We start from the raw sequence: 15,048 nt of genomic DNA on the forward strand, positions 1-15,048 counted from the left end.
TATGACATTTAGAGTACAAATTATATTTAACGAACAAGTAAATAACGAATAAACCACAAATTGGAAATACTAATAATATTTTTTCTAATACTATTAAACGGAGTTTTCTCTATGTCTGAAATAGCACTTATTTCAGCCAGAAAAAACAGACTCGAAACTGCCGCAAAAAAAGGAAATAAAAGTGCCAAGATTGCGCTCGATTTAGCCAATTCACCAAACAAGTTTTTATCTACTGTACAAATCGGAATTACCTTAATCGGAATTTTGACCGGTATTTATAGTGGTGACAAAATAACAATAGATGTAGAAATATTTGTAAACGGATTTGCAGTTTTAAAACCATACGCCCATTCAGTAGCTGTTGGAATCGTAGTGGTAGTTTTAACTTTTTTCTCCTTGGTTTTAGGAGAGTTATTACCAAAACGAATTGGATTAAATTATCCGGAATCTATTGCAAAAATGGTAGCATTACCAATGAAAATAGTTTCGATTATTACAGCACCATTTATCTGGTTGCTTACCACATCGACTGATTTTTTATTGAACATTTTACAGATCAAACCTTCGGCTGACGGAAAAGTAACAGAGGAAGAAATTAAAGCGATCATAAAAGAAGGTACAGAAGGTGGAGAAGTTCAGGAAATAGAACAGGATATTGTAGAACGTGTTTTTCATATTGGCGACAGAAAAGTAAATTCTTTAATGACGCACCGAAAATCTGTAGATATGCTGCCTTTTACGGCAGATAAAGCCAAAATAAAAGAATTGGTTTTAATGGATTTGCATACCGTTTATCCGGTTTACAGAGATAATTACGATGATATTGTGGGAATCGTAACCTTAAAAAATATATTTGCAAATATCGAAAGCGATCATTTCGATTTAGGAGCAATAATGATAGATGCCCCTTATTTAATGGAGCAAACAACAGCTTACAAAGCGTTGGAAAATTTTAAAAAAACAGGAATTCACTATGCATTAGTTTCTGATGAATATGGTGTTTTTCAAGGGATAATTACGTTAAACGATATTCTGGAAGCCTTAGTTGGGGATGCATCTGATTTTTATAAAGATGAATTTCAATTAATAGAAAGAGAAGATGGTTCATGGTTGGTTGACGGACATTATTCATTACATGATTTTCTAACTTATTTTGAGTTAGATGAACTAACAAATGATTACGAAGTAAATACCGTAAGCGGAATGATTATGACGGAGCTTTCTCATATTCCGAAAGAAGGCGAAAAACTAATCTGGCAAAAATTTGTGTTGGAAGTCATCGATATGGATGGCGTAAAGATTGATAAAGTGTTGGTAAAAACACTTAAAGAATAAAAAAATAGTTTTCAGTCTCAGTTTTCAGTCGCAGTTTGCGCTGAAAGCTGCGACTGAATTAAAAAAAAATAGTTTTCAGTCTCAGTTTTTGGTCGCAGTTTGCACTGAAAACTGAGACTGTGACTGAATACTAAAAAAAATGACAGAAGGAAATTTTGTAGATTATGTTAAGATATATGTTTCTTCCGGAAAGGGAGGAAAAGGATCTACACATTTACATAGAGAGAAATTTATTGAAAAAGGAGGCCCGGACGGTGGTGATGGTGGTCGCGGCGGACACGTATATTTAGTTGGAAATAGAGGTCTATGGACATTGTTTCACTTAAAATTTGCCCGTCATATTAAAGCCGGTCATGGTGGCGATGGAGGAGGAGATCGTAGTACAGGTGCTGACGGAGAAGATAAGTTTATCGAAGTGCCTTTAGGAACTGTTGTAAAAGATAAAGAAACCGGAGAAACGTTATTCGAAATTACCGAAGATGGTGAAAAAAGAATTCTTTCTAAAGGAGGAAAAGGGGGATTAGGGAACTGGCATTTTAGAAGTTCAACCAATCAGACACCAAGATATGCACAACCAGGTTTGCCAGGACTGGAAATGGATGTTATTTTAGAGCTTAAAGTTTTGGCTGATGTAGGTTTGGTAGGTTTTCCTAATGCTGGAAAATCGACTTTGTTGTCTGTATTGACTTCAGCAAAACCAAAAATTGCCGATTATCCTTTTACAACCTTAAAGCCAAACTTAGGAATTGTAGCTTACAGAGATTTTCAATCGTTTGTAATTGCTGATATTCCGGGTATTATTGAAGGTGCTGCCGAAGGAAAAGGATTAGGACATTATTTCTTGCGTCATATTGAGCGTAACTCAACATTATTGTTTTTAGTACCTGTTGATACACCGGATATTAAAGGAGAATATGATATTTTGGTAAACGAATTGACCAAATACAATCCTGAAATGTTGGATAAAGAACGTTTGTTGGTAATCTCTAAATGCGATATGCTTGACGACGAACTTAAAGCCGAATTGAAAGTTGAGCTTGATGTAGCTTTCAAAGATATTCCTTATATGTTTATTTCGTCTGTGGCGCAACAAGGGCTAACAGATTTAAAAGATAAACTTTGGAAAATGCTGAATGAGTAATAAAGTACAATAAAAAACCCAACAAACAAATTGCCTGTTGGATTAGTACTAACCAAAATAAAATAACTTAAAGAGACTTACTATGTAAGTCTCTTTTTTTTATAGCTGAAAGTTTTTAGAAATACCAACATTAAAAGTTTTTCCAAAATCGAATCCAATGCGTTCTTGTCTTAAATCATTATGACCATCAATGTTATCATAATTTATTCCTCCAATCGAAAAATTTAATGCAAGACCTTTATTAACATTAATTGATAAATTAGGAGTTAATGAGGCATACATTCCTTTTGCATCATTAATAGAATTTGTTTGATAACCTGCCCCTAAATCTGCATAAAACGAAAATGTTTGGGAAAGAGGTGTTATGTAACGTAAAAAACCTCCAACCTTATACCTTTCACTTTTATTCAATCCTTTAGTTTCAATATTCTGGATTGAACCTTCGACACCCGCACCCCAGTTATTAGCGAATTGATATCCTACTCTTGGAGCAAATTCGAAATTGTTTGATTTAGATTCTCCAATTTTCTCTGATGAAAAACCTACGTTTCCTCCTAAAAATATAGAACCTTTTTGAGCGTGTGATACTGTTGCTATAAATAAAGCAACAAGCAATACTAATTTTTTCATTTTTTTTGTTGATTAAATAATTTTGACAAATCTATATAATTTAAAATTGTATGAAATAAATTACAAGTTAATTTTATTATTGAAAGTCAATTATTACAAAATAAACATTTAATCAATTGATTTGTAATACTTATGTTTTAAAAATTAAGATATAAATGACTATTTTGTCATAATGCAATCTTAATTTTCTTTTTTTATAATTTGCGAAATTCGTAAAACCAGGCGGTAATGAATTTGATATGTTTCGATTTTGGAGGTTAGGTTTATTTTTTTTGCGAAAATGAGTTATATTCGCAGAACTTAAACAAAATAACATGAAAAAAATAATTTTATTCTTGACCATGTGCCTAATGGCTTTTCCTGTAAGAGCTGATGAAGGAATGTGGTTTTTGATGTTTATCGAAAGACTGAACCATAGAGATATGGAGAAAATGGGCTTGCAACTTACAGCCGAAGAAATTTATAGCATTAACCACCATAGTTTAAAAGATGCAATCGTACAATTTAATGGAGGTTGTACTGCTGAAATTGTTTCTAAAAACGGATTAGTTTTAACCAATCACCACTGTGGTTATGATGCAATTGCGGAGCTTTCTACAGCAGAGCAAAACTATTTGAAAGATGGTTTCTGGGCAAAAGAGCAAAGCGCCGAGATGAAACCAAAATCATTATACGTTCGTTTCTTTGTTCGTATGGATGATGTTTCTAAAAGAATTTTATCTAAAGTAAACGATAAAATGACCGAATCTGAAAGAAATAAAACCATTCAACAAGAAATTAGCCTAATTGAAAAAGAAAATAACGAAGGTGGAAAATATACGGTTTCTGTTCGTCCTTTTTTTCAGGGAAATGAGTATTACTACTTTGTTTACCAGGATTATACAGACGTTCGTTTAGTGGGTACACCACCAGAAAGTGTGGGGAAATTTGGTGGAGATACTGATAACTGGGAGTGGCCACGTCAAACCGGAGATTTCTCTATGTTTAGAGTATACGCAGATAAAGACGGAAATCCGGCAACTTACTCTAAAAACAATGTGCCGTTGCAACCAAAACATTACTTACCAGTAAGTATAAAAGGTGTAAAAGAGAATGATTTTGCAATGATTTTAGGGTATCCGGGTAGAACAAACCGTTGGATGCCAGCAGGTGGAATTGAGCAAAATATAAAATTTGCATATCCTGCCTGGGTTGAAGGTGCTAAAACCGGAATGGACCAAATGAAAAAATATATGGACAAAGATGCAACAGTTCGTTTGCAATATGCGTCTAAATATGCTTCGACAGCAAATTACTGGAAAAACCGTCAGGGAATGATCGATGCTTTGACAAAAGCAGGAACAGTAGATGTTAAAACTGCACAAGAAGATAAGTTTTATGAATGGGCGACTAAACCTGCTAATAAAGAAAAATACGAAAATGTAATACCAACGATTAATGATTATTACAGAGAAACGAATTTAAAAGCGACTCATGATAATTATCTAACACAACTTTTACGTACTTCAAGTTATGCAACAGGACCTGCAAATTTAGGTAATGCACTAATTGCGTACTACAATGAAAATGATGCTAAAAAAGCAGAAATGTTGCCTAAAATCAATACTTTGATTGACAATATTTATGGTGAATTCTATGCGCCGCTTGAAAAAGACGTATTAACAGCGCAATTAAATTTGTATGCTGCTAAAGCTGCTGAATATGGTTTGGCTCCACAAGTAGCTAAAATGAAATCAGAAAATAATGGCGATTTTACTTCAGATGTTGCAAAAGCAACCGAGATAAGTTATTTTACAACAAAAGAAAAAGTATTGGCATTTATGGCCAATCCAAAACCATTGGCAATTGTACACGATCCTTTGTATATTATCTCTAATGATTTGTTAACAAAATACCGTTCTAAAACAGATGATCAAACCAAAGCCGATGAAGGATTTGCAAGTGCTTACCGTAAACTGGTTGAAGGTTTAAGAGAATCAAAATTAAATACGATTCAATATCCGGATGCAAACTCTACATTAAGATTGACTTACGGAAAAGTTCGCGCTTTGCCAACAGACCCTCGTAATGATGCTAAAATAAACAATTATACAACCATGGAAAGTATGGTGAAAAAGTATAAAGCAGGCGATCAGGAATTTGATTTACCAAAACGTTTATTAGAATTAAACAAAGCAAAAGATTACGGACAATATGCTGATAAAGCAGGTTATATGCCCGTAAATTTCTTGACAGATAACGATATTACAGGAGGTAACTCAGGTTCACCGGTTCTTAACGGAAAAGGCGAATTGATAGGTATTGCTTTTGATGGTAATATTGAGGCTATGGCCGGAGATGTTATTTTTGACCCTAAATTGCAAAGAACTATTAACGTAGATATTCGTTATGTACTTTGGATTATTGATAAATATGCAGGAGCTAAAAATATTATTGATGAATTGACTATCGTAAAATAGTTCTTGACTTTTTATAAAAGCAGCAACCGCCTTGTTTAAAACAAGGCGGTTTTTTTTGATCATTAATTTATCTCTAAAAACCAAATGATACATTTTATATTTCCTTATTTTTGAAACATGAAAAAGCTACTTCTCTTTTTTTTATTTGTACCAATTTGTATTTGGTCACAATCGAATTTTGAAAAAGGAGAAAAGTTGTTTCATGCAAAAAAATACGATGAAGCACAAGTTGTTTTTGAAGGAGTCTTGAAAAGCAAACCTTTAGATATAAAAACAATTGAATACTTAGGAGAGATAGCTGCAGTTCATAAATCATGGGTAAAAGGAGCAGATTATTTTAAAAAACTGAAAGAATTAAAACCTACAGAAGCCGATTATTTCTATAAATATGGCGGTTGTCTGGCAATGCGGGCAATGGAAGTAAATAAGCTAAAAGCTTTTACGATGGTTGATGATATGAAACAGGCATTTGAAAAAGCAATTGCCCTAAATCCAAAACACGTTCCTGCCAGATGGGCTTTGATAGAAATATATTTGTTGTTGCCGGGAATTTTAGGAGGAAGTGAGTCCAAAGCAATCTCATATTCGAATGAATTAGCACAGTTTTCTCCTGTAGACGGATATTTATCGAGAGGAAGAATAGACGAATATTTTAAAAGATATACAGCCGCAGAGAAAAATTATATAAGAGCAAATGAAATTGGCAAATCAAAAGTCACATTTCAAAAATTATATAATTTATATTTGAACAAATTAAAAGACCCTAAAAAAGCTAGGGAATTGAAACAAAAGTTTGAGTCATAATAATCAAATCTCAATCTCAATCCCGAAGCTTCGGGACGGGATAAATTCTAAGTAACGATTAGAATTTGGAACTTAATAATTGGAATTTTAAATGAAAACACATTTCATCGCCATTGGCGGAAGTGCCATGCACAATCTTGCATTAGCATTGCATAACAAGGGATATCAGGTTACAGGTAGTGATGATGCTATTTTTGAACCATCAAAATCGAGATTAGAAAAAAAAGGAATCTTGCCTGCCGAATTAGGTTGGTTTCCTGAAAAGATCACGGCTGATATTGATGCTATAATTTTAGGAATGCATGCAAAAGCTGATAATCCCGAATTGCTAAAAGCACAAGAATTGGGGCTGAAAATTTATTCATATCCAGAGTTTCTATATGAGCAATCTAAAAATAAAACTCGTGTTGTAATTGGAGGTTCTCATGGTAAAACAACCATTACTTCGATGATTTTGCATGTGATGCATTATCATAATATTGAAGTAGATTATATGGTTGGTGCACAATTGGAAGGTTTTGACACGATGGTGCATCTTACCGAAGAAAACGATTTTGTGGTTCTGGAAGGCGACGAATACTTATCATCTCCTATAGACAGACGTCCAAAATTTCATTTATACCAACCCAATATAGCTTTGATTTCTGGAATTGCCTGGGATCATATCAATGTTTTTCCAACGTATGAAAATTATGTGGAGCAATTTGAGATTTTTATTGCTAAAATTACCAATGGCGGAATTTTGGTTTATAACGAAGATGATGCCGAAGTAAAACGTGTTGCCGAAGCAGCGACAAATCCAATCCGTAAATTAGCATATACCACTCCCAAATATACGGTTAATGATGGTGTAACCCTATTAGAAACTCCTGAAGGCGATATGCCAATAGAAGTTTTTGGAGCACATAATTTAAATAATCTTGCAGGTGCCAAATGGATTTGCCAAAATATGGGAGTTGACGAAGCTGATTTTTATGAAGCCATTGCCAGTTTTAAAGGAGCATCGAAACGATTAGAGAAAATTGCCGAAGGAAAAGGGAAAGTAGCCTACAAAGATTTTGCACATTCGCCAAGTAAAGTGGCCGCGACTACCAAAGCAGTAAAAGAACAATATCCAAACCGCACTCTTGTAGCGTGTCTGGAATTGCATACTTACAGTAGTTTGAATGCTGAATTTCTAAAAGAATATGAAGGAGCATTAGAATATGCAGATGTCGCAGTTGTTTTTTATTCGCCGGATGCTGTAAAAATAAAGCAACTCGAAGAAGTTACCTACGATCAAATTGCAAGTTCTTTTAATCGTAAAGATTTAATTATTTACACAAACCCTACAGAATTCAAGGAATATTTGTTCCATTTAAATCTTGACAACTCAGCGTTATTGTTGATGAGTTCAGGAAATTACGGAGGACTTAATTTTGATGATGTAAAAGGATTGATTAATTAGACAATCAGTCAATTTTGATAATGATATAATGTGCCAATTACAAACTGTAATTGGCACATTTTTTAATTGGTCCTTTTATATAGCTTTTATTTAGTGTTGAAGTAGTAAATCTTTATAATTTTAATTAATTTGAAAATAGCAATCATTTTTTATGAATGATTTTTCTTATTTTTAAATACCTTAGCCTTTTAGACTATACCAAAATGGATTCAAAAATAAAAGTTGTAAGAACAACAAGCGAAAACCCGGATTTTATATCCCTGATTACAATATTTGATACCTTTTTGTGGGAGCGTTATCCCGAACTCAAAAAGGAGTATTGGGGCAATAATTTGATAGAATTTAATGCCAATGTGATTCTTATTTATTTAGACGGTAAAGCTGTTGCAAGCGGCTGTTTTAAAAAATATAATGAGAATACGGTAGAACTAAAACGAATGTTTGTTTTGCCTGAGGCAAGAGGTTTGGGTTTGGCTCAAAAAGTGATAAGAGAGCTTGAAAAAAAAGCAAAAAATCAAGGTTATCAAATCATGATTTTAGAAACCCTTTATAAACAAACGGAAGCTATAAGCTTGTACCAAAAAGTAGGTTTTGAAATTGTCGAAAATTACGAACCTTATGTTGGCTTGTCGAACAGTATCTGTATGAGTAGACGAATAAATTTAAAAAAAAAGACTTTTTCCATTAAAAATTGGTCCGAAGATGATCGCCCTCGTGAGAAGTTATTGCTAAAAGGTATTGATGCTTTGAGTGATGCTGAATTGATCGCTATTTTAATTGGTTCGGGAAGCCGAAGTGAATCTGCAGTAGATTTAAGTAAACGTATTTTAGCAAAAGCAGAAAATTTAAATGCATTAGGAAAAATGTCACTTCCTCAACTAATGCAGTTTGAAGGAATTGGAGAAGCTAAGGCTATTTCGATTGTTGCTGCTTTAGAATTAGGCAGGAGACAAAGGAGTGAGGAAACCTTAAAATTTAAAAATAAAGTAACCTCCAGCAAAGTTATTTTTGAAATAATGCGACCTATTATAGGTGAGCTCCCTCATGAGGAATTTTGGGTGTTTTTTCTGAATAATACGAATAAGATAATTTCTAAGGTTCAACTAAGTAAAGGGGGAATAACTGCTACAATTGTAGATGTAAGGTTGGTTTTTAAGTTTGCACTCGAAACAAGAGCTACAAGCTTGATTTTGTGCCACAATCATCCGTCAGGGAATCTGGAGCCAAGTCATGCTGATAAAGAAATTACTAAGAAATTAAAACTAGCAGGAGATATGTTAGATGTTAAAGTTTTAGATCATTTGATTATTACTGAAACAAAATATTATAGTTTTGTAGATGAAGGAATTTTTTAGGATATGAAGACCACTATTACCGATGTTTTTTTTGACTTAGATCATACACTTTGGGATTTTGATAAAAACTCAGAGATGGCTTTTAATCGAATTTTTAAGAGTAGATTTCCCGAAATCAAAATTCAGGATTTTATAACCCACTACGTTCCAATAAATCAGGAATGCTGGAAGCTGTATCAAAACGATAAAATAACACATATAGAGTTGCGTTACAATAGATTAAAGTTTTCATTTGACGCTTTAAATATTGAAATTTCTGATGAAGATATTAACGATATTGCAAATGATTATATCGATTTTCTAACCGATAATAATCATCTCTTCGATGGCGCAATTGAAGTTTTGGAATATTTGAAACCTAAGTATAAACTACATATCATTACAAATGGTTTTGCAAACGTACAGGATAAAAAAATAAATAATGCGGCACTTTCAGGTTATTTTAATACAATAACAAATTCTGAGCTGGCAGGTGTAAAAAAGCCAAATAGTATTATCTTTGATTATGCCCTAAAAGCAGCCAAAACTTCTAAAACCAATAGCATAATGATTGGCGATTGTCTTGATGCGGATGTCAACGGTGCATTGAATGCAGGTTTGGATGCTATTTTCTTTAATGAGAAAAAAATTCAGGCTCCTGAAAATATTAAACAAATAAATCATTTACTAGAACTTAAAAAATATTTATAATTATGAGAATTAAATTTTTGTTGGTTGCACTTCTTATTTCAGTTATCGGATTTTCGCAAACTGTTAATGATTACAAAGCAGTTATTGTACCGTTAAAATATGATTTTCTAAAATCAGAAAATCAATATAGAATGTCTACAATGACCAAGGCAAATTTAAATAAAGCCGGTTTTCAGGCTTTTTATGGTAACGAAGAACTTCCTGCAGGTTTTGGTGATCGCTGTGATCTTTTGTATATTGATGTAAAAAAAGACAATGGTTTTTTGATTACTAAACTTTACATAGAATTTAAAGATTGTTATGGTAAAGCAATCTACACATCAGAAACAGGTAAAAGCAAAGAAAAAGATTATGAAGCTGCTTATAGAGAATGTCTTGATCTTGCATTTGTTTCTGTAAATACTTTACGTTATAAATACAATGGCAAAAGTGTTGCTTCTACAAGAGCCGTAACAAACTCGATTCCTGCAACATCAGTAGTTGCAGCTACAACTGCTGTCTCGGCTCCGGTTGCAGACATGCAAGACCCTAATTTATTATATGCTCAACCAACAGAAAATGGATATCAATTAATTGATAAAACGCCAAAGGTGGTTATGAAGTTGCTAAAAACATCTCGTCCGGATTCTTTTATAGCTATAAAAGATGGAGTTCAGGGATCATTGAATGCAAAAGACAATCAATGGTTTTTTGAATACTATAATAATGACCAATTAGTTTCTGAAAAAGTTTCAGTAAAGTTCTAAATATAAAATACGGTTTTAATAACCATATTTATCTTTCCAACGGTTCTTTAAAAATTCGCGGTTGCTGTTCTCTCGGGAATTGCTACCCGGATTATAAAGAACCGTTTCTTTTATGGCATCCGGCAAAAACTCCTGCTCTGCAAAATTATTAGCATAATCGTGCGAATATTTATAATCATCGCCGTAGCCCAGTTCTTTCATAAGCTTGGTTGGTGCATTTCTTAAATGAATGGGAACCGGTAAATCTCCCATTTGTTTTACTAATTGTTGCGCGTTTCCAATGGCCATATAAGACGCGTTACTTTTAGGCGAAGTTGCCAGATAGATGGCGCATTGACTAAGTATAATTCGACTTTCAGGATATCCAATAGTAGTTACCGCCTGAAACGTGTTATTTGCCATTATAAAAGCTGTAGGATTTGCGTTTCCGATATCTTCGCTGGATAAAATAAGCATCCTTCGGGCAATAAATTTTACATCTTCACCACCTTCGATCATTCTTGCCAGCCAATAAACGGCGCCGTTTGGATCACTGCCACGAATAGATTTTATAAATGCCGATACAATATCATAATGTTGTTCGCCACTTTTGTCATACAAAACAGTATTTTGCTGAACCAATGCAAAAACACGATCATTAGTTATAATTATTTCATCGCCTGACGAAGCATTAACAACAAGTTCAAAAATGTTCAATAGTTTTCGACCGTCTCCACCGGAAAGTCGTAGTAATGCTTCCGTTTCTTTTAGCATAATGGTTTTTGATGCTAAATAAGTATCTGTTTTCATGGCACGATGTAACAAAGCTTCCAGATCTGCTTTTGTAAAAGCATTTAGAATATAAACCTGGCAACGTGACAATAATGCAGGAATTACTTCAAAGCTCGGATTTTCGGTTGTAGCACCAATAAGTGTAATCCAGCCTTTCTCGACTGCTGCCAACAGCGAATCTTGTTGCGATTTACTGAAACGGTGAATCTCATCAATAAATAAAATAGGATTTTTAGCCGTAAATAAGCCACCACTTTGTTTTGCTTTTTCAATTACATCACGAATGTCTTTTACACCTGAATTTATGGCACTCAAGATATAAAAAGGGCGTTTTGATTCCTGAGCAATAATTTGTGCCAGAGTTGTTTTTCCTGTTCCCGGAGGTCCCCAGAATATCAGCGAAGGAATAATTCCTTTCGAAATTTGTTGTGTCAACGAACCATTGGGACCAACCAAATGGCTCTGACTGATATAATCTTCTAATTGTTGTGGGCGAATACGCTCGGCTAAAGGTGCTTCCATTTTGTAAAATTACTATTTTCAATTTTAATTTTATGGATTTAAAGGGTTACAAATCATAACAAAGGATATAAACGCTTTAGCTGACAAATTATCAGTAAATTTTAATTGGATAGTTTTTTGATATTGTCTCCATAACTTTATTTACAAAAACGATGAATGATAACCACTTTAAATTTTCGACAGCCGTTGTAGGTCTTCCGGTTTTTTTTGTTCTTTTTTTGTGGATTGTCTATTGGGTCCAAATTCGATTCGATTTTGATTTTTACCAACACAGTATATATCCTCGCGATCTTTCTGGTTTACAAGGTGTTTTGTTTAGTCCTTTCATTCATGAAAACTTAGATCATTTGTACAATAACTCCATTCCGCTTTTGGTATTGTTAGCAGCTTTGCAGTTTTTTTATCCTAAATATTCATTCGCTGTAATTAGTTTCGGAATTTTATTTTCAGGTCTGATAACCTGGGTTATTGGTCGTGAAAATTATCATATTGGTGCTAGTGGACTTATTTATGTTTTGGTAAGTTTTATTTTCTTTAAGGGCATTCAAACCAGGTATTATCGCTTAGTGGCACTTTCTTTATCGGTAATTTTGCTGTATGGCGGAATGATCTGGTATGTGTTTCCGGATGTAGATAAAACCATTTCGTGGGAAGGACATCTTGCTGGCTTTATAACAGGATTTACAATGTCTTTATTTTATAAAACACCAGAATATGCAAAACCTATTGTGTACGATTGGCAGAAGCCCGATTTTAATCCGGAAGATGATGCCTTTATGAAACATTTTGACGAAAATGGAAATTTTGTAAATACGGAAGTTCCTGAAGAGGATCCGGAAGTGTTTTCTAATTATTATAATTCAAACTTTTTAGTTTCTTATACTGTAACAAGATCAGAATCAGAGAGTAAAATATAAAGCAGTGCTATTTGCATTGATTTAAAATCGTATTTTTGTTAGTACTCTAATTTTAATGTAATAGGTTATGAGAAAGATATACTTTGTGCTTGTCGTTTTATTAGTCTTATTAAGTTCAGTACTAAGAGCGCAATGCAAGATAAAGAACAGAGTTCTTGCAGATGGTACGATGATGTATTATTTTGATCCTGCCGATTTTTATGTTACAAAATCAAAATCATTAAAAATTAATATCGTAACAGACAAGGAGCATTATTTTATTGCCTTACAGCCAACGCCATTTCCAGCTAAAAAAGAAGGTAAAAAGATCAAAGATGATTTAATTATTCATTTGGCAAACAGTAAACAATATAAGTTGGCTCATTACGATACCCAATACAGACATAATGATTCGATCATGGAAGTTTTGTATTTAATGGATGAAAAAGATATTGATGATTTTTCTAAATTTGAAGCAACAGTAGCCGAAATAAATATGCAGGGAAAGTGAGTTTGTTCGCGATTATACTTTTAAGCTGCATAAAGATGCTATAATGGAACAGTTGAATTGTTTTTTAAAAAAAGAGAACAACTAATCTTCAGTTTTTAGTTTTTTACTATTATGAGATAGTTTTTTTTCAAGGTTTTTAAACAGATTGTTGAATGTAATCGTAATCGCTGCGGCATTTACAACTTGATTTCCTTCATCTCTGGGAAGGAATTCATTGGCATACGTAATTTCAGCCTGAATATCATCTGTAAATAAGTATCCGGCTCCTGCGTTAAACCTGTTTCGGTCAAAAAAACTAAGACCTGTTACTTTTGTTCCGGATTTAAAAAATAATTCATCTGATGCGACGACATAAAACACGTCTTCCCGAAGTACTTTACTATTTATAGGCTTTATAAATTTTATTTGCTGACGATACCGAAGAACATTTTCATAATCATCCTCTCCGTTTTTCATGTGCCGGAGTTCCAGTCTCATTCTGGTACTTAAAGTATATCCTATTTTATGAAAATAATATATTCCTTGTAGCGAAAATCTCCATTCAGGCGATTTGAACTGACCAATTTCGGGTACATCTTTATTATCATAATAGGCGATAGAACTGGAGAGTTTCCATCTTGGAGACAAATAGTAATGTCCCCATCCCCGAAATGATTTTTGAATATTTTGTTGAAATATATTCGAAGAAGTTGCTGTGCTGCTAAAAGAGGAAGCGAGATCCAATTCAGTTGACCATTTTTCGTTTATGGTTCTGCTAAATTGAATTTCATTCCAGGCTTGTCCGTATGTAGTAGTTTGCCCGTAGCTTAAATTTGTAATTGTTAAAATAACAAACAAGCAACAGGCTTTATAAAAGAATATTTTATGAGTATATTTTGAAGACATTCAGGATAGCTTTATTTGTCATCTTAATTCTCAATTCTTAATACTATTTAACTTCTTTGACGTACAGCTTCGTATAGAAATGCTCCACAAGCTACAGATACGTTTAGTGATCCTATTGATCCAAACATTGGTAGTTTTGCTTTTTCATCAACTATTTTAAGTACAGAAGGATTTATTCCTCTATCCTCAGATCCCATTATAATAGCGACAGGTTCGTTTAGTGCTACATCATAAATATTTTGATCTGTTTTTTCTGTTGCTGCAACTGTTTTTATACCAGACCCCTGAAGGTAAAAAATAGCATCTTTAATGTGTTCGACTTTACAAATAGGGACATTGAATACAGCTCCGGCAGATGTTTTTACTGTATCTCCATTTACTGGTGCAGAACCTGCTTTTTGCACAATGATTCCGTTTACACCGGTACATTCTGCTGTTCTGATAATAGCTCCAAAATTTCTGGCATCAGAAATCTGATCTAATATTAAAAATAATGGTTTTGATCCGGATGCAATTGTTGACTCAACTAAATGCTCTAGTTCTATAAATCCAATAGGAGAGATTGTTGCAACTGCTCCCTGGTGATTGTTTGGGGTTAATCTATTTAGTTTTTCTACAGGTACGTAAGAAAAATTAATGTTGGCACGTTTCATTACCTTCATTAAGTCTTTCATTAATTCGCCAGAAATTTCCTTTTGTATAAATACTTTATCAACTTCCTTTCCTGCTTGAATTGCTTCTATAATGGCTCTAATTCCAAATATTTGATGTTCTTTTTCCATGAGGCAAATATAGGTATAATGTTTATATAAAAAAAAACCACTCTGAATGAACAGAGTGGTTTAGTGTATTTAAA

General features: G+C 33.5%; 14 protein-coding genes and 1 pseudogene. 11 read left to right on the top strand and 4 right to left on the bottom strand.

The window, feature by feature from the left end; translation table 11 throughout:
• The first annotated feature begins 60 nt into the window (after positions 1 to 60).
• Both B0A64_RS04470 and obgE read left to right on the top strand, forming a co-directional pair.
• Complete coding sequence (locus B0A64_RS04470) at positions 61 to 1,335, top strand: hemolysin family protein (protein WP_089478352.1); 1,275 nt, start codon at positions 61 to 63, stop codon at positions 1,333 to 1,335.
• A gap of 139 nt (positions 1,336 to 1,474) precedes the next feature.
• Entirely contained in the window at positions 1,475 to 2,476 is a 1,002-nt protein-coding gene (obgE, locus tag B0A64_RS04475) for a GTPase ObgE (protein ID WP_089478353.1), read from the top strand.
• A 99-nt stretch (positions 2,477 to 2,575) separates the two neighbouring features.
• Here the strand turns inward: obgE and B0A64_RS04480 are convergent, their stop codons facing one another.
• On the bottom strand, positions 2,576 to 3,106 hold the full coding sequence (locus B0A64_RS04480; protein ID WP_089478354.1) for an outer membrane beta-barrel protein: 531 nt from the start codon (positions 3,104 to 3,106) through the stop codon (positions 2,576 to 2,578).
• 314 nt (positions 3,107 to 3,420) lie between these two features.
• Between B0A64_RS04480 and B0A64_RS04485 the strand changes: the two genes are divergently transcribed.
• The 7 genes and pseudogenes from B0A64_RS04485 (at position 3,421) to B0A64_RS04510 (ending at position 10,607) form a co-directional block, all read left to right on the top strand.
• The gene (locus tag B0A64_RS04485) at positions 3,421 to 5,565 is read left to right on the top strand and encodes a S46 family peptidase (protein ID WP_089478355.1); all 2,145 of its coding nucleotides are present in this window, start codon (positions 3,421 to 3,423) and stop codon (positions 5,563 to 5,565) included.
• 117 nt (positions 5,566 to 5,682) lie between these two features.
• Positions 5,683 to 6,369: a tetratricopeptide repeat protein gene (locus tag B0A64_RS04490; protein ID WP_089478356.1), complete on the top strand. Its 687-nt coding sequence runs from the start codon at positions 5,683 to 5,685 to the stop codon at positions 6,367 to 6,369.
• Between the two features lie 91 nt (positions 6,370 to 6,460).
• Positions 6,461 to 7,816 carry a UDP-N-acetylmuramate--L-alanine ligase gene (locus tag B0A64_RS04495; RefSeq protein WP_089478357.1) on the top strand — a complete coding sequence of 452 codons (1,356 nt, stop codon included), beginning with the start codon at positions 6,461 to 6,463 and terminating at the stop codon, positions 7,814 to 7,816.
• Between the two features lie 203 nt (positions 7,817 to 8,019).
• Positions 8,020 to 8,412 (top strand): annotated as a pseudogene (locus B0A64_RS25500) (GNAT family N-acetyltransferase); the annotation flags it as partial.
• A gap of 48 nt (positions 8,413 to 8,460) precedes the next feature.
• Positions 8,461 to 9,171, top strand: a complete 711-nt coding sequence (gene radC, locus B0A64_RS25505; RefSeq protein WP_244285354.1) for a RadC family protein — start codon at positions 8,461 to 8,463, stop codon at positions 9,169 to 9,171.
• Between the two features lie 3 nt (positions 9,172 to 9,174).
• Positions 9,175 to 9,861: a YjjG family noncanonical pyrimidine nucleotidase gene (locus B0A64_RS04505; RefSeq protein WP_089478359.1), complete on the top strand. Its 687-nt coding sequence runs from the start codon at positions 9,175 to 9,177 to the stop codon at positions 9,859 to 9,861.
• Positions 9,862 to 9,863: 2 nt separating this feature from the next.
• Positions 9,864 to 10,607 carry a hypothetical protein gene (locus B0A64_RS04510; protein ID WP_089478360.1) on the top strand — a complete coding sequence of 248 codons (744 nt, stop codon included), beginning with the start codon at positions 9,864 to 9,866 and terminating at the stop codon, positions 10,605 to 10,607.
• Between the two features lie 15 nt (positions 10,608 to 10,622).
• On the opposite strand, the gene B0A64_RS04515 is transcribed toward B0A64_RS04510, so the two are convergent.
• Positions 10,623 to 11,900, bottom strand: a complete 1,278-nt coding sequence (locus B0A64_RS04515; RefSeq protein ID WP_089478361.1) for a replication-associated recombination protein A — start codon at positions 11,898 to 11,900, stop codon at positions 10,623 to 10,625.
• A 152-nt stretch (positions 11,901 to 12,052) separates the two neighbouring features.
• Between B0A64_RS04515 and B0A64_RS04520 the strand changes: the two genes are divergently transcribed.
• The gene (locus tag B0A64_RS04520; RefSeq protein ID WP_089478362.1) at positions 12,053 to 12,817 is read left to right on the top strand and encodes a rhomboid family intramembrane serine protease; all 765 of its coding nucleotides are present in this window, start codon (positions 12,053 to 12,055) and stop codon (positions 12,815 to 12,817) included.
• Positions 12,818 to 12,884: 67 nt separating this feature from the next.
• Entirely contained in the window at positions 12,885 to 13,307 is a 423-nt protein-coding gene (locus B0A64_RS04525) for a hypothetical protein (protein ID WP_244285347.1), read from the top strand.
• Positions 13,308 to 13,388: 81 nt separating this feature from the next.
• On the opposite strand, the gene B0A64_RS04530 is transcribed toward B0A64_RS04525, so the two are convergent.
• On the bottom strand, positions 13,389 to 14,192 hold the full coding sequence (locus B0A64_RS04530) for a DUF2490 domain-containing protein (RefSeq protein ID WP_089478363.1): 804 nt from the start codon (positions 14,190 to 14,192) through the stop codon (positions 13,389 to 13,391).
• Between the two features lie 47 nt (positions 14,193 to 14,239).
• Entirely contained in the window at positions 14,240 to 14,974 is a 735-nt protein-coding gene (gene rlmB, locus B0A64_RS04535; protein ID WP_089478364.1) for a 23S rRNA (guanosine(2251)-2'-O)-methyltransferase RlmB, read from the bottom strand.
• Positions 14,975 to 15,048: the final 74 nt, after the last annotated feature.

The organism is Flavobacterium araucananum, from assembly GCF_002222055.1.
GTDB classification, from domain to species: Bacteria; Bacteroidota; Bacteroidia; order Flavobacteriales; family Flavobacteriaceae; genus Flavobacterium; species Flavobacterium araucananum.